16 protein-coding genes are annotated in these 14,584 nt (G+C 67.2%); 7 read left to right on the plus strand and 9 right to left on the minus strand.

From position 1 onward, the window contains the following. The first annotated feature begins 13 nt into the window (after positions 1 to 13). From ACPXYO_RS18365 to ACPXYO_RS18380, 4 genes are read left to right on the plus strand one after another with little or no spacing between them, the layout of a single operon-like run. Entirely contained in the window at positions 14 to 940 is a 927-nt protein-coding gene (locus ACPXYO_RS18365; protein WP_423923554.1) for a branched-chain amino acid ABC transporter permease, read from the plus strand. Further along, complete coding sequence (locus ACPXYO_RS18370) at positions 940 to 1,920, plus strand: branched-chain amino acid ABC transporter permease (RefSeq protein ID WP_423923556.1); 981 nt, start codon at positions 940 to 942, stop codon at positions 1,918 to 1,920. The genes ACPXYO_RS18365 and ACPXYO_RS18370 overlap by 1 nt, the downstream gene beginning before the upstream one ends. Next, complete coding sequence (locus ACPXYO_RS18375) at positions 1,917 to 2,633, plus strand: ABC transporter ATP-binding protein (RefSeq protein ID WP_423923558.1); 717 nt, start codon at positions 1,917 to 1,919, stop codon at positions 2,631 to 2,633. Before ACPXYO_RS18370 ends, ACPXYO_RS18375 begins: the two co-directional genes overlap by 4 nt. A gap of 2 nt (positions 2,634 to 2,635) precedes the next feature. Next, on the plus strand, positions 2,636 to 3,394 hold the full coding sequence (locus tag ACPXYO_RS18380; RefSeq protein WP_423923560.1) for an ABC transporter ATP-binding protein: 759 nt from the start codon (positions 2,636 to 2,638) through the stop codon (positions 3,392 to 3,394). Between the two features lie 58 nt (positions 3,395 to 3,452). Here the strand turns inward: ACPXYO_RS18380 and ACPXYO_RS18385 are convergent, their stop codons facing one another. After that, complete coding sequence (locus ACPXYO_RS18385; RefSeq protein WP_423923562.1) at positions 3,453 to 3,791, minus strand: type II toxin-antitoxin system PemK/MazF family toxin; 339 nt, start codon at positions 3,789 to 3,791, stop codon at positions 3,453 to 3,455. Beyond that, entirely contained in the window at positions 3,778 to 4,014 is a 237-nt protein-coding gene (locus ACPXYO_RS18390; protein WP_423923564.1) for a hypothetical protein, read from the minus strand. The genes ACPXYO_RS18385 and ACPXYO_RS18390 overlap by 14 nt, the downstream gene beginning before the upstream one ends. A 52-nt stretch (positions 4,015 to 4,066) precedes the next feature. Here ACPXYO_RS18390 and ACPXYO_RS18395 point away from each other — a divergent pair, with 52 nt between their 5' ends. From ACPXYO_RS18395 to ACPXYO_RS18405, 3 genes are all read left to right on the plus strand, one after another. Then, entirely contained in the window at positions 4,067 to 4,342 is a 276-nt protein-coding gene (locus tag ACPXYO_RS18395) for a hypothetical protein (RefSeq protein ID WP_423923566.1), read from the plus strand. Between the two features lie 251 nt (positions 4,343 to 4,593). Further along, positions 4,594 to 5,178, plus strand: coding sequence for a hypothetical protein (locus tag ACPXYO_RS18400; RefSeq protein ID WP_423923568.1), 585 nt, complete (start codon positions 4,594 to 4,596; stop codon positions 5,176 to 5,178). Positions 5,179 to 5,440: 262 nt separating this feature from the next. Beyond that, entirely contained in the window at positions 5,441 to 6,370 is a 930-nt protein-coding gene (locus tag ACPXYO_RS18405) for a DMT family transporter (RefSeq protein ID WP_423923570.1), read from the plus strand. Positions 6,371 to 6,426: 56 nt separating this feature from the next. Here ACPXYO_RS18405 and ACPXYO_RS18410 read toward each other — a convergent pair whose 3' ends face one another. From ACPXYO_RS18410 to ACPXYO_RS18440, 7 genes are read right to left on the minus strand one after another with little or no spacing between them, the layout of a single operon-like run. Continuing rightward, positions 6,427 to 7,242 carry an enoyl-CoA hydratase-related protein gene (locus ACPXYO_RS18410; RefSeq protein ID WP_423923572.1) on the minus strand — a complete coding sequence of 272 codons (816 nt, stop codon included), beginning with the start codon at positions 7,240 to 7,242 and terminating at the stop codon, positions 6,427 to 6,429. Continuing rightward, on the minus strand, positions 7,239 to 9,515 hold the full coding sequence (locus ACPXYO_RS18415; RefSeq protein ID WP_423923574.1) for an acetate--CoA ligase family protein: 2,277 nt from the start codon (positions 9,513 to 9,515) through the stop codon (positions 7,239 to 7,241). Before ACPXYO_RS18415 ends, ACPXYO_RS18410 begins: the two co-directional genes overlap by 4 nt. Positions 9,516 to 9,566: 51 nt before the next feature. After that, the gene (locus tag ACPXYO_RS18420) at positions 9,567 to 10,736 is read right to left on the minus strand and encodes an acyl-CoA dehydrogenase family protein (RefSeq protein ID WP_423923576.1); all 1,170 of its coding nucleotides are present in this window, start codon (positions 10,734 to 10,736) and stop codon (positions 9,567 to 9,569) included. A gap of 60 nt (positions 10,737 to 10,796) precedes the next feature. Continuing rightward, entirely contained in the window at positions 10,797 to 12,290 is a 1,494-nt protein-coding gene (locus ACPXYO_RS18425) for a 3-hydroxyacyl-CoA dehydrogenase NAD-binding domain-containing protein (protein WP_423923578.1), read from the minus strand. Between the two features lie 23 nt (positions 12,291 to 12,313). After that, positions 12,314 to 13,810: an amidase gene (locus ACPXYO_RS18430; RefSeq protein ID WP_423923580.1), complete on the minus strand. Its 1,497-nt coding sequence runs from the start codon at positions 13,808 to 13,810 to the stop codon at positions 12,314 to 12,316. Between the two features lie 59 nt (positions 13,811 to 13,869). Continuing rightward, positions 13,870 to 14,271: a type II toxin-antitoxin system VapC family toxin gene (locus tag ACPXYO_RS18435; protein ID WP_423923582.1), complete on the minus strand. Its 402-nt coding sequence runs from the start codon at positions 14,269 to 14,271 to the stop codon at positions 13,870 to 13,872. Further along, on the minus strand, positions 14,268 to 14,510 hold the full coding sequence (locus ACPXYO_RS18440) for a FitA-like ribbon-helix-helix domain-containing protein (protein ID WP_423923584.1): 243 nt from the start codon (positions 14,508 to 14,510) through the stop codon (positions 14,268 to 14,270). The genes ACPXYO_RS18435 and ACPXYO_RS18440 overlap by 4 nt, the downstream gene beginning before the upstream one ends. Positions 14,511 to 14,584: the final 74 nt, after the last annotated feature.

Below are 14,584 nucleotides of genomic sequence, written 5' to 3' on the forward strand. Positions count from 1 at the left end.
TACATCGCTTCGGATGCCCGATACTTCAATACTGCTGCCCTTCATCATCCAGGGCTTGGCATTCGGGGCGATGTATGCGGTAACCGGGACGAGCATCGTCGTCCTGTACCGCACCACCGGTGTGGTGAACCTGGCGTTCGGGGCCATCGGCTCGATGGGCGTCCACATCGTGTGGTCGCTGATGGGCGGCTCGCTGATCCTGCCCGAACCCCGGGCATCTGGATTCGCGATCCTGCTGTACCCCGCGCTCGTGGGCGTCTGCGCGCTGATTTTCCTGATCTACGGATGGTTCTTGGCGCCATTGCTCGACCGGCGTGATGCGCTCGCCAAGTCACTCGGCACGGTGGCGCTTGCGCTGTTCCTGATGGGGATCATGAAGGAGCGCTGGGACACGTCCAAGCCGCGCTCCATGCACTTCCCCAACTCGACGTTCAGAGTCGGCGGCACGGTCGTGACGACCACCCAGGTGCTGGCACTGCTGTTCGCTCTCGCAGTCGTGATTGTCGTGGAGGTCTACCTGCGGCGAACGGAGACCGGCACAGCGATGCGGGCCATCGCGAACAACCGTGAGACGTCGGGCCTGCTGGGCGTCCCGGTACGGCGCGTCGAGGCAATGGCATGGTTCGGGGCGGGCATCCTGTGCGGCTGCGTGTTCCTGCTGTTGCCGTCGCTGTTCAAGAGCATGGACCAGGCCACGCTCACCTGGTTCGTGATCCCGGCATTGGCCGGCGCCATCGTCGGCCAGCTGCGATCGCTGTGGATCACCTTCGGTGCCAGCCTCCTGATCGGAGTGGTGGAGTCGGTGCTGACGCCGTTCCACGGAAATCTGCAATTCCTGGCGACCTACCGCCGGCTCACCCCTGTTGTGATTTCGGTGGTTGCGATCTTGTGGATCTCGCGTCGGCGGACCGTCGTGCTCGCTGGCAGGGAGATGACGTGATGGCCAGCCGAGTGGTGTCGCATTGGGCATTCCAGCCGGCGATCGTCATCGCGCTGTTCGTCTTCGCCCTGTTCGCGATGCCGTCGATCTTCGACGCTACGTGGATCCACAACTTCACCCAGATGGCGACCTTCTCGATCGTGGCAGCCAGCGTGGGAATGCTGTATGGCCGGGTGGGTCTGGTGTCACTCGGCCAGGTTGCCCCCTATGGCATTGGCACCTGGATCACAGTTCGGCTGGCGTTCGCAACCGATGTCCCCTACCCGTTGCTCATGATCGTGGGCGGCATCGGCGCCGCCGTCATCGGCGTGCTCATCGGCCTGCCTGCGCTGCGAGTCAGCGGGCTGTATTTGGCGCTGGTCACGCTCATGCTGGCGGTGGGGGTCGAAATCGTCCTGTTCCAGTTGAAGCTGCCCAACGGCGGCAGCGGCTTTCGGGGTGTTGCAGCGTCGCTCACTGCGATCACGCCGGTGCGACGGCCGGTCTTCGCAGAAACCGATGTTGCCTACTTCCGGTTCGCCGTGGTGGCTGCCTTCATCGTCTTCATGGTGGCGGTGGCCTTCCTCGCAACCAAGCCGGGACGCGCCTGGGCGTCGGTGCGCCAGAGCGAGCCCTCCGCGCTGGCTTCAGGCATCGACATCACCCGCTACAAGCTGATCGCGTTCGGCCTCGCGGCGTTCATGGCCGGCGTGGCGGGTGGATTGTTCGCCGGCCACGTGCAGAACTCGATCGGCATCAACCAGTTCAACCGGCAGGCCGCGCTGCTCCTCATCGCGGTCGTGCTCATGGGTGGCATCAACTCGCTGTGGGGTGCTCTGCTCGCAGCCTTCTTCGCCAAGATCATGCTCGACTTCCTGACCCAGAACGTCATCGGTCACCAGTTCTGGAACGACTTCGCCCTGACCATCTTCGGCATCGGTCTCATGATCAACCTCATCCAGACGACGAAGTCGATGGAAAAGAAGGGCCTGCTCGAGTGATCGAGATCACCGATCTGAGCGTGCAGTTCGGCGGCGTCCGCTCGCTCGACGAGGTGACACTCACGTTTCCCGACGGCACGTGCGGGTTGATCGGCCCCAATGGCGCCGGCAAGACGACGCTGTTCAACGTGCTGTCGGGCTTCGTGACGCCGGTTGCTGGCCGCGTCGAGATCGACGACGTAGACCTGCTTTCGATGACCGACTACCGGCGAGCGCGCTGGGGGCTACGACGCACCTTTCAGACCGTGCAGACCATCGAGAGCCTGACCGTGTACGAGAACGTACGGACAGTCCACGAGCACGCCTCTGAGGGTTCGCGCTCCGAACGGCAAGATGCGGTCGACGACGTCCTGTCATTCGTCGGGTTGACCGATATACGAGATGAGGTAGTGCGCACGCTGCCACAGCGCGACCGGCGCTTCATCGAGGTTGCGCGGGCCATTGTGGGAGAGCCGAGGGTGGTTCTGCTCGACGAACCCGGAGCAGGTCTGCCCGAGGAGGAGACTGAGCAACTGGCCGAGATCATTCGCAATGTTCCGGGACGAACAGGTGCCACTGTGATCTTGGTCGACCACGACATGTCGCTGGTGCAGGCGTGCTGCGAGTGGACGGCGGTGCTCGACTTCGGCCGACTCGTTGCCGCCGGGCCGACTGCCGAAGTGCTACGCGACGAGCGGGTCCTGGCCGCTTACGTCGGCGACGAGGAGACGTGACGATGTCTGACGGCACTGTGGCCAAAGCCGCCGTCTCCGCCAGCGCGGGGTCCAGCCTGGTTCTCACCGATCTGACCGTCGATCGGGGCGGGCGGCCGATGGTGCACGACGTCGCCATCGAAGTGCCGCCGGGCGAGATCACGACGATGCTCGGGCCGAACGGTGCCGGCAAGTCGAGCATTGCCGCGGCCATCGCCGGGCTGGCCCGGGTGCGCTCTGGCCACGTCACCATGGCTGGCGTCGACATCACCAACTGGCGGCCCGAGCGGGTGCGTCACGCCGGAGTATCGGTGGTTCCCGAGGGTCGTCGCCTGCTGACCGATCTGTCCGTGGCCGACAACATGCGGGTGGCGACCTACTCGCTGGACGCCGAGGCTGCCGAGGACGGGATCGAATACGCAAGGTCGCTGTTTCCCGAACTGGACCGTCGCTGGGAGTACTTCGGACGCCTGCTGTCGGGAGGCGAGCAGCAGATGGTGGTGCTGGCCCAAGCGCTGGTGTCGCGGCCGAAGGTGCTCGTTGTGGACGAGCTGTCGCTGGGGTTGGCGCCGATCGTGGTGAAGCGGCTCACGCCAGTGCTCGCCCAAGTGGCCGACAGCGGCGTCGCCGTGCTGTTGATCGAGCAGTTCGCGCAGGTCGCCCTCGGGCTGGCCACCAAGGCGTACGTGCTCGAAGGCGGGCGGATTCGCTACGACGGCAGCGCCGAGGACCTGATCGAGCGACCCGACGTGCTGCACTCGGCGTACCTGCTGCGCGACTGACCTGCCGATGCAGGCGACGAGGAGTAGCAGGTGGCCGCTGCTGGTCCTCGGCGCAGTCTCAGTGGTTGAGGAGCACCCTCACGATGCTGTCCACCTGAGCGCTGACATCACCGCTGAGGGTGCCGAGCCGGTGCACGAGACGGTGGCGGTGAACTGAGCGCAGCAGCTCGCATTGGACATAGCTCGTGTCATCGAGGCCGTTGGATTCGTCGGCTTCGACCTCGACGTGGAGTGAGAGACCTCGCCATGTCGTCGTGAGCGGCACAACGATGACGAGCGGGAAGTCAGAGCCGAAGATGTTCGGCGGCCCCAGGACGAGCACCGGATGACCGAAGGCGGGTTCCCCGGGGTGCGGCTCGCCGAAATCGATCAACCAGAGCTCGTCAACCGATGCCATCGCCGACTTCGGTTGCCGCGGCTTCCGTCAGGTACCCAGCCCAGTCATCAGGGCGTTCGCGCAGCGCTTCAAGCTCGTACTGCACCTGCTCCGCGAAGCGAACTCTCCGCAGCGCCTCAGCGGCGTCCCGCAGCGTCTCGGTGAGCGACCGCCCTGACGCCTTGCTCATCTCCAAGAAGCGCGCGTGCGTCGCGCGGTCCACTCGCACCGTCGTCGTATCCACGTGAGCATCCTATTCTATCGTGTAGACAATTCGTCTACACGAACCTGCGGCGATGGCTTCGCAGAGCTGTTGCGAGGTGATCGGCGTGATCAGGTGGCGGATGCCGAGGTGTGACACCGCGTCGACGACGGCGTTGTGGACGGCGGGAATGGCGCCGATAGTGCCCGACGCGCCGAAGGCGGCAAATGGACTCGACTCACCTGACACTCGACGCCCCGACGCTCCGGCGGCGTTCCTGGCAGACGAGATTGACCTCGACCGCTACTACAGCGACGAGTCGCTTCTGTCGGCAATCCGGCTGCGCCGTAACAGCCGCGCCGCCGACTAGCCCCGATCTACGCCGGTGCCGACTCACGAAAAGACCAGCGCATATCTACGCAGTTATGAGAGCCTGACGCAGCATGAGCGAGACAGGTTCGACACCAAGCGCGAGGAGTCTTTCGCAGACCTGTTGGCAACTGGTGCGGACCTGAGCCAAGGGTTCCCGCCGAGAGCCCTAAAAAGGCGTAACCCCGGCCGTTTGCCGAAGCAGTGACGGTTCCGGGGTCTTCAAAGACAACTCTAGGGTCTGGGAAGAGAATGTCAAGCATCAACTTCCAAGAGGTTGCCGCCCGCCAAACGACACCACGCTTAAAATCGTACTTGCAAGCGGCTGGCGGCGATGTTGAGGCCGCCATTCACTTATACGACTGGAACACCAGCGCGGCCAGTGCTCTACATGGCGATCTTGGTCGCCTGGAAGTCATCTTCCGCAACGCGGTCGACGATGCGCTCCTGAGATACGGATCGGCCAGGGAGTGGCCGGACGTGTGGTACCGGCGAATGCAACTCTTCCCGGGTCGGCACGCTCGGCGGGCCCGAGAAGACATCGCCGACGCCCGGCAACGCGCAACCCGCGGAGGCAGGCGCGCAGAGGTGCACGACCAGGTCATCGCCGGGTTGAACTTCGGATTCTGGCGATACCTGTGCGAACCCCCCTACTTGACCTCGCTGCGGGTGCCCGCAGTCGCGTCGGCGTTCCCGCTGCACCCCGCAGCCCACAACCCCGGACGAGTTCGAGCCGATGTGGCCGACAAGTTCCAGCAGGTGCTCGTGGTCTCGGGACAGGTCGCGTCGATGGATCGGCTCGTGATGCGGGCGTGGGCGAACGGCGAACGGACGTAGGCCAGATGCAGGGCATCCGCCGGCAGCAGGGCGTCGACGTAGGCAGCCAAGCCGGTCAGGAATCCGGGATCTTCCCGCCGCACGACGGCATTGCCGAGCATGCTCATGTTCAGTCCCCGTGGTGCATTGCTGCCCGCACGCTACTTATGAGCGCGCTCATTTCGACTGAGCTACGACCCTCGAACAACTGCACTCTCCGATTCCAGTAGGCGTAGTCTTCCGAGGTCGGCTCGGAATGCCCGCGGCCGAGGGGGGCGGGGCTATGGCCGAGACACCGGGCATGCCGAGCGACCCCTACGGCGGCCGCGGCCTGCCGGACGCCTCCGAGCGTGCGCTGGGCATTCCAGCCGCAGCCGTCGCGATGGTGGGCTGGGCTGCCTCCGGCGTCATCGCCAAGGGGCTGTCCGAGCTGGGCCCGCTGGCTGTCGTGTTCTGGCGGATGTGGCTCTACACCGGCCTGGTGCTGCTGTTCCTGTGGGCGAACGGCACGCCGCTGAAATGGAACTCGATCAAGATCTCGGCGTGGGGCGGCATCTCACTGGCGTTCGACATCATGCTGTTCTTCACGGCGCTGCGGCTGACAACGGTGGCCAATGCGACGGTCGTGGCGTCGCTGCAGCCGCTGCTCATGCTGTATCTGGCGCCGAAACTGTTCGGCGAGCAGCCGCGAGGTCGCCACTGGGGCATAGTGATGATTGCCAGCGGCGGCATCGCCATCGTGGTGTTCGGTTCGTCAGGGATTCCCGAGTGGAGCCTGCTGGGCGATCTGCTGGCAGCGCTGACGCTGTTCGCCTGGACCGGCTACTTCGTGTTCTCCAAGCTGAGCACGCAGAAGATCAGCTCGGCTCAGTACACAGGTGGCAGCGCGCTGGTGTGCTCGCTGGTGTGCTCGCCGTTCGCAATCGGTTCGGGGCAGGTGTTCGACATCCCGTCGCCCGGCGCTTGGGTGTGGCTGGTCATCTTGTCGATCGGGCCCGGCTTTGCCTCTCACATGCTGATGAATTGGTCGCTGGCGCGCATCCCGGCGTGGGTGGGCTCGACGATGACGCTGGCGATCCCGGTCACGAGCACGCTGATGGCCTGGGCGTTCCTCGGCGACGAAGTGTCGCTGTTGCAGTTCGTCGGCATGACCGTGGTGATGTTCTCCCTCGCCGTGGTGGTCGTCGACCAGTCCCGCGGCGCCCGCGCGTAGGAGAGCGCGCTGCGCTTCCGCTTGGCCTCTCAGCAATGCGGAACGGGTTGCGCGGACTAGCGGTTCTGCCAGCGCGGGGGACGGCCCTCAGTGAACGCGCGGGGGCCCTCGGTGGCGTCGTCGGAGGCGAGCATGGCCTCATAGGCGGCGAGCTGGCCCGAGCGCAGCGATTCGAAGGCCTCGGGCAGACCGAGGTGGGCGGTCCGGCGGCCGATCTCGCTGATTGCTGCCACCGACAGCGGCGCTGACAGTGCGACTCGCTTTGCCAAGGCGCGGGTCTCTGGCATCAGATCGCCACCGGTGACCACGGCGTTGACGAGCCCCCAACGCAGCGCTTCGGCGGCATCGAGGCGGCGGCCGGCGTACAGCACTTCGTTGGCCACCACCGGCGGCAGCATTCTGGGAAGGCGCACCGAGGCCGTGTCGGCGATGATGCCCAAGCCGGCCTCGGGCAGCCAGAACCGAGCGGTCTCGGCCGCGACCACCAGATCGGCCGCCAAGACGATCTCGAAACCGCCGCCCACCGCCATGCCGTTCACGGCGCAGATCACCGGCTTGGCCAGTCCTGGCAGCTCGCCGAAACCGCCGAAGCCCCCCTCGCCGTAGTCGGCCTCGAACTCCTCGCCCGCGGCGGCGGCGTTCAGATCCCAGCCCGCAGAGAAGAATCGATCACCGGCGGCGCTGAAGATGGCGACCCGCAGCTCTGGGGTGTCGCGGAACTCGGCGAACACGGCGCTGAGCTCGCGGCTGGTGGCAGCGTCGATGGCATTGGCCTTCGGTCGGTCGAGGGTGACCTCGAGCACCGGCCCGTCGACGACGCTGGTGACGGCAGGACGCGCAGCGTCGGCGCTGGCCTCGGTGGAGCTGGTCATGGTCGGTCAGGCCTCCGGTGGACAGGTTCGATCTCATCACCGCCGGGCCGCGCGACGGTCATCAGCGCGTCGACGGCGACTGCGGATTCTCGGGTCACCAGCAATGGGTTGATCTCGATTTCGGTGATGCTGCGATCAATGCTGACCAGCGAGGTGAGAGCCGACACCGCCTCGACGACGGCGTCCAGTGCTGCGGGGGACTTTCCGCGGTGGCCCGCCAGCAGCGGCCAGATGCGAAGGCTGCGTAGAGCTGAGTGGACATCGGCCGGGTCGGTTGGAAGCAACAACGCGGCAGTGTCGTCGAGCATCTCGACCAGCGTGCCGCCCGCTCCCAACGTCAGCAGCATTCCCACCGGCGGCTCGGAACGGACGCTCACGAGCAACTCTGCCACCGCCTCGGCGACACACTCCTCGACCGTCACGGTTCCGTCGCCGAGAGCGCCGATGCGTGCGGCCGCACTCGCGACATCGTCAAGGTCGTCCAATCCCAGCGCCACTGCGCCGACATCGGACTTGTGTGCAACGCCGGTGGCCTTCACCACCACGGGCAGACCGATCTCAACGGCGGCTGCAGCGGCTTCGGCCGCTGTCACCAGCAACCCGCGAGGCACCGAGATGCCCGCTGCGGCCAGCCGCTCCTTGGCCTCAGACTCCGCCAGCACCGTCTCCGTGAGGACCGGCTCAGCCAGCACCGTCTCAGCCAGCACCGTCTCAGCCAGCACCGACTCAGCCAGGGCGGCGGCTTCCGACGCCGTTGCTTCCCCGCCGCTCGAGGCCCCCTGCAGGTATGGCTCGTGTGCCGGCCGGGCGCTGTGGGCTGGAGCGAACAGCGGGGCCGGTGGCGCGCCCGCGAAGGCGGCGAGCGACTGTCCGAACGCAGCCGCAGCCTCCAAGGCACCCAGTGCAGTGTCGATATCACCACAGGCGCACAGGCCGAGCTCGCCGGCCCGCACACGCGCTTCGTCGGGCAGGTTCTCTGCCAGTGAGGCCGCGACCACGCCGGGAGTGCCGCTGGCGACGCATGCAGCACCGAAGGCATCCAGCGTGGGCCACCAGCGTGATCTGTCGAGTCCCTCAGCCGGCACGTCCAGTAGCACGACAGCGGCGTCGAACGGCGGGGCCGCGGGCGCGCCCCCAGAGGGCTCGGCGGACGGCTCGACGGAGGCTTGCACGTCGCACAGCACGGCGGTGAAGCACTCGGTCAGTCGGGCAGTGTCGCCCCAGATGAAGGTGTGATAGTCGAGCGGGTTGGTTACCGCGACGCGGTGGTCCAGCGCTGCAGCCACCCGGTCCCGATGCTCGAGGGAGAACGCCGGAAACGACAGGTCGCGGACGCGGCTGCGGTCCGCAATCAGCGCCGCCTCGCCGCCGGAGCAGCTCAGCGAGACCAGCCGGTTGCCCCGCAGCGGACCGGTGGCGACCAGCACCGACAGCGTGTCGAGCAGTTCGGGCAACGTGTGCACCCTGCGCACGCCGAGCCGGCGAAACAGAGCGTCGTAGGCGGTGTCGCTGCCAACCAGCGAGGCCGTGTGGGACACGGCGATGACGCCCGACGCCTCGGTGGCACCCAACTTGAGAGCCACGACCGGCAGGCTCCGCTGGTGTGCCACGTCCATCGCGGCAGCGAACCGGTCGATGTCGTCCACCGCCTCCAGATAGAGGCCTACCCCGGTCACGGCCGGATCAGCCACCAACGTTTCCAACGACTCGGCCAGGCCCACATCGGCCTGGTTGCCCAGTGCCAGCACATGGGCGACCGCAAGGCCACGCCGCGCCATGGTGAGGTTCACCGCGACGTTGCCGCTCTGGCTGACAAAGGCGACACCGCGCTCGCAGCGGGCCAGCCCGTGCACGTCGGGCCACAGCGCAGCACCGGTCACCGCCGACAGCGTGCCGTAGCAGTTGGGGCCCACCAGCGGCATGCCAGTGGCGGCTTCGACCAGTTCGCGTTGTGCCACCGCCCCGGCGTCGCCGGTCTCGGCAAAGCCTGAGGCGTAGCACACAGCCGCGCCTGTCCCTGCGGCGGCCAGCTCTCGCACGACCTCTGTGGCGGTGTCGCGGGCCACGGCCACGAAGGCTGCGTCGGCGACGCCAGGCAACTCCGCGACCGACGCGACAGTGGGGGCGCCGCGCAGCTCGTGGCGGGGGTTGACAGCCCACATCTCGCCGTCGAAGCCGAACGAACGGCTGGCCTCGATGGCCAATTCGGCCGCGGTTCCACCGACGAAGGCCAGCGACCGTGGTCGCAGCAGCCGGTCGAGCCGTTCGCTCACCGCTTGCTCACTGCCCGCCTGCACATCGCCCGCCTGCCGCCCGACGACTGCTCAGGAGCCCAGCGGGCGCAGCATGTCGCGGGACACGATGTGACGCTGGATCTCGCTGGTTCCGTCCCAGATCCGGTCGACGCGGGCGTCGCGCCAGATGCGTTCCAGCGGCAGCTCGTCCATCAGGCCCATGCCGCCGAGGATCTGGATCGCCTCATCGGAGACGAACTGCAGCATCTCAGTGGCCGACAGCTTGGCCATCGCCGCATCGGCGTCGGTCATCTCGCCTCTCGCCGACAGCCAGGCGGCTCGGTAGGTCATGAGCTCGGCCTCGGCCAGGCGCAGACGCATGTCGGCCAGCTTGAACGACACCCCCTGGAAGCGGCCGATGCGCTGCCCGAACTGCTCCCGGTTGGCGGCCCAGTCCAGCGCGACTGCCAGTGCCCGGTCGGCTCGCCCCAAACAGGTGGACGCCACCTGCAGGCGGGTGCTGCCGAGCCACTCGTTGGCCACGTCGAATCCCCGGTGCTCGGGACCCAGCAGGTTCGCCGCGGGCACCCGGGCGTCGTCGAAGTTCAAGATGAGATTGTGGTAGCCCCGGTTGGACACGCTGTTGTAGCCCGGCAACCGCTCCACGCCAGGAATGTCGAAGTCCACCAGCAGCGACGAGATCAGCTTGCGGGGCGGACGGCCGTCCGATCCGGCCGGCTCGACGCCGCTGGCTGCGAACAGGATCACGTAGTCGGCGAGGTCGGCGTGACTGATGAAATGCTTGGTGCCGTTCACCACGAAGTCGTCGCCCCGGCGCTCGGCCCGGCAGGTCATGCCCCGCAGGTCGGAGCCCGCGCCCGGTTCGCTCATCGCCAGACACTCCACCCGCTCGCCCCGCACGGTCGGCAATAGGTATTCCTCCACCTGGTCACCGGTGCAGGCGCGCAAGATGTTCGACGGTCGCGCCACGATGTACTGCAGCGCGTAAGCGGTCCAGCCGAAGGCCCGCTCGGCCATGGACAACGTCAGGTCGTCCAGTCCCCCGCCGCCCAGGTCTTCGGGCATGTTGGCCGCATAGATGCCAGCCGCCAGGGACCGTTCGCGAATCTGTTGCACTAACTCGGGGCGCACTTGTCCGGTGCGTTCCACCTCGTCCTCGTAGGGCGCCAGCTCGCGGTTCACGAACGCGCGCACGGTGTCGACCACCATCTCCTGGTCGTCGTCGATGGAGAAATCCAAGGGGTGCTCCTGTTGTGTTGGTCGTGCCGGCGTGGTTTGGATCTCAGGGTGGCTCGGGCGTCAACCGGCGGGAATGGACATGCGCCGGCCTGCCCGGGGCGGCGCGGGCATCGGGGCGTGGGCGGCGGTGATGGCGGCAACAGCCGCTGCTGGGCCCGCCAGCGCAGGCACCGCGCGCCCGGCCTCGGTGCTCACATGCAAGAGCATCTGCTCTGTCGTGCACAACAGCTCTTCGCTGCGGCCTCGGTACATGGCATGGAAGATGTGGAGCCGCTTCGCGTCGCTGCCCAGCACCTGAGTGGTCACCCGCAACGGCTCGCCCAGGGAGGCCTCGCGCAGGTAGTTGATGTGAGTTTCGGCCGTGTAGTACGAGTGGCCGGCCGTGCGATAGTCCTCGTCGATACCCAAGTAGCGGAACAGCATGTCCGACGCCCAGCCGAAGGCCGTGAGGAACGCCGCTTCGGTCATGTGGCCGTTGTAGTCCACCCAGTCCGGCTCGACGACAGTCGAGTACAGCTCGAGCGGAGCGGCGACATGCGCGCCCGGCGTCCAGGGTTGGGCGGTGACGCCGGCTTCGAGGATGCGGGCTTCGCGCTCTGCCACGAGGCGGCCGGCGCCGATGTCGCAGGGGCGCAACGCCCGCATCACCGACAGCAAGTAGTCGTCGCGCAGCTGCTCCAGATCGGCTATCGAGCGTCCGGCGGCCTGGGCCTCGCAGCCGCTCTCCATCGCCACTACCAGCTCTTCGGTCAGCTCGGGCGCTTCCAGATGGGTCCACGGCAGCTTCAGCGCCGGTCCGAACTGGCGCAGCATGTGGCCCATGCCGCCCTCGCCGCCGGCCAAATGGAACGTCAAGTTGGTGCCCATCGCTGCCCACCGCAGACCGGGCCCGTAGATGATGGCGTCGTCCAGTTCGGCGGTGGTGGCCACGCCGTCGTTCACCAAGTGCAGCACCTCTCGCCATAGCGCCTCTTGCAGGCGGTCCGACAGGTAGCCCTCGATCTCGTTGTGCACCACCAGCGGGTGCATGACCAGGTCCTGGTAGTGCGCGACCGCGGCCTCCACCACGGTGGGGCTGGTGGAGTCGCCGGGCACCACCTCCACCAGCGGCAGCAGGTACACCGGGTTGAACGGGTGGCCGATGATGATGCGCTCGCTGTGTCGGCAGCCTTCGGCGAGGCGTGACGGCAGCAATCCTGAGGAGCTGCTGGCGATCACGGTGTCGGGCGCAGCGGCTGCGGCAAGGCGGCGAAGCAGCGGGAGCTTGACGGCCTCGTCCTCGGGGACGCTCTCCTGCACCCAGTTGGCGGCCGCCGCCATGTCCTCAGCAGAGTCGGCCCAGCGCAGTCGGGACGGGTCGGCACCGGGGAATAACCCGAGGCGCGTCGCCGATGGCCAGGCTCGCTCCACTGCTGCGCGCAGCCGGGACTCAGCACCGTCGGCCGGATCCCAGGCGATCACGTCGTGGCCCCGTGCCAGCACGCGCACCGCCCAGCCCGCCCCGATGACGCCCGTCCCTGCCAGCCCAATCGTACGGGCCGATCTGGTGTCCACAGTGGGCACGCTCGCGATCTCCTTCAGGCAGCCACGGCGGGGCGGTGATGGCTCCAGGGGGCGGCTTGTTCCATCTGCGCGGCGATGCGCAGCAGCACGTCCTCGCGGCCAGGTGCGGCCACCAGCTGTACGCCGATCGGCAGGCCTTCGGGCGACATGCCGTCGGGAGTGCCCAGCGGTACCGAGATGGCGGGTTGACCGGTGACGTTGAACTGCGGCAGGTACGGCGTCACCTTTGCCAGCCGCTTGGTCAGCGTGCGCTCGTCTCCCTCGACGAGGTAGCCCACGGGGGGTGGGACAACGCCCAGCGTGGGAGTCAGCAGCAGGTCGAAACCGTCACCGCTGCCGGGCTCGGCGTTCCACCACGAGACCATCCGGCGTGTGAAGTGGTGCAGGCGCTCACGGCTGTCCATGTAGTCGGGGGCGCTGATCTTGGCACCGCGCTGGTAGTTGATCCACGCCACCGGCTCGACGTCGTCTTCGGCCCACGGGCGGCCGAGCACCCCTTCGTAGGACCGCAGAGTCGCCGTCGCGCTGGTGCGGATCACCCGGATGTAGTCGTACATGTAGTCATTGGAGGCCATCGGTTCAGGCAGTCCCGCTTCGACTCGATGCCCGAGTCCGTCGAGAATGCCGGCGGCGGCTTCAGCGGCCTGGGTGCACAGCAGTTCGGTGTCGGCGAACGGGAGGGTCGAGCTGACGCCGATGCGCAGCCGGCCGGGATCCTGGCCGACTTCGGCGACGTAACCGGCGGCAGGCGCAGGGTGCGCCGGCACGTAGGGGTCGCCCGGTTCGGGTCCAGCCAACACGTCGAGCGCCAGTGCTGCGTCGCGCACGGTGAGAGCCACGGCGCCATCGGTGGTGCCGCCTCCCCAGCCCTCGCCGGACGGCGCGCCCGAGATCCGACCCCGCGACGGCTTGAGACCGACGAGCCCGTTGGCGCTGGCCGGGATGCGGATGGAGCCACCGCCGTCGCTGGCATGCGCGATGCGCACGATGCCTGCCGCCACCGCTGCGGCAGCGCCGCCGCTTGAGCCAAGCACCGTGTGGTCGGTGTTCCACGGGTTGCGCGTCGGTCCGTATAACGCCGTCTCGGCTGCGGCAGGACACTGTCCCCCGCCGAGTTCGGGACTGTGGGAGTGCCCAATGCTGACGGCGCCCGCTTCGGCCCAGCGGCGCGCCACGGCGCCGGTCTCGCTGTAGCGGTAGTCGAGCTCGGCCAGCCGACGGTTGCCTTGGTACGCAGGCTCGCCCTCAGCCGGGCAGTGCAGGTCCTTCAGCGCGATCGGCACGCCCGCGAGCAGCCCAGAGTTGTCGCCGCAGGCAGAAAGTGCGGCGGACCGCTGCCGTGCTGTATCGAATTGCGCGGCGCGATGCCGCGCCGTGTCGTAGGTCTGCTCGACGATCGCGTTGATCGTCGGGTTCACCTCTTCGCAGCGTGCGATTGCCTCATCGACCGCCGTGGCAGCGTCGACCTCGCCGGCTCGCACCTGATCGGCCAGCGCCGTCGCATCGTTCATCGTCGTCCCCGTCTGTCGAAGGCTTCGCAGTCCACGGCGCAGTCTCGCGCAGCACCAGATCAGGTCGACGCGTCAAAGAGCTCCACATCGCACTCAATGCCCGGCGCTCGCGACAGTCGGGCATCGCTTGTGAGCAGTGTCGCGCCGGTTTGTTCAGCCAGCGCCACGTACGACGCGTCGCAGGGCGTCAGGTTGTCGCGCAATTCCCAGCAACGAGCGATGAGCGGGGTGTGATCGACGCGTCTGATCCCCACTCTTGCAAGATGGCGCAAACCACGTCGCGCCGCGGCTTCCGAAATCTCGCCACGGCGGTACATCCGACGGAACGCGGAAACAACTTCGAGGTCGAGCACGTGAGGTGCAAGTGCCAGTTCCAGCGAAATGCGACGCAAGGCACGATCAGTGCGCTCGCCGACCGTTCCCACCGCCGTGACGGCGACGCTGGCGTCGACGACGATCAATGCGACTCGCGATCGACGCGAATAATCTCGACAATCATGTCGGGATCGAGGTCGAATTCGCCGTAGGCCAACGCCTCCACACGCTTGACTGCGAGAAGTTCCTCTACCGCTGCCATCTCTGCCTCGCGGCAGACGGCGTCAAGCATGTACTGCTGCAGCGACTGACCGGTTGTAGCTGCTCGTCGCTTCAGCTTGTCGTGCACCTCGTCGGGCACGTGCTTGATCTGGATCGTCGCCATGTGCCCACCTTAACGCCAGAGTGACGCTAGTGGCGCCAATTTAGCGCTATCGAGTCATTGGGCGCAGTTTCGCA

The sequence above is a fragment of the Candidatus Poriferisodalis sp. genome (genome assembly GCF_965237655.1).
GTDB lineage: Bacteria > Actinomycetota > Acidimicrobiia > Acidimicrobiales > Poriferisodalaceae > Poriferisodalis.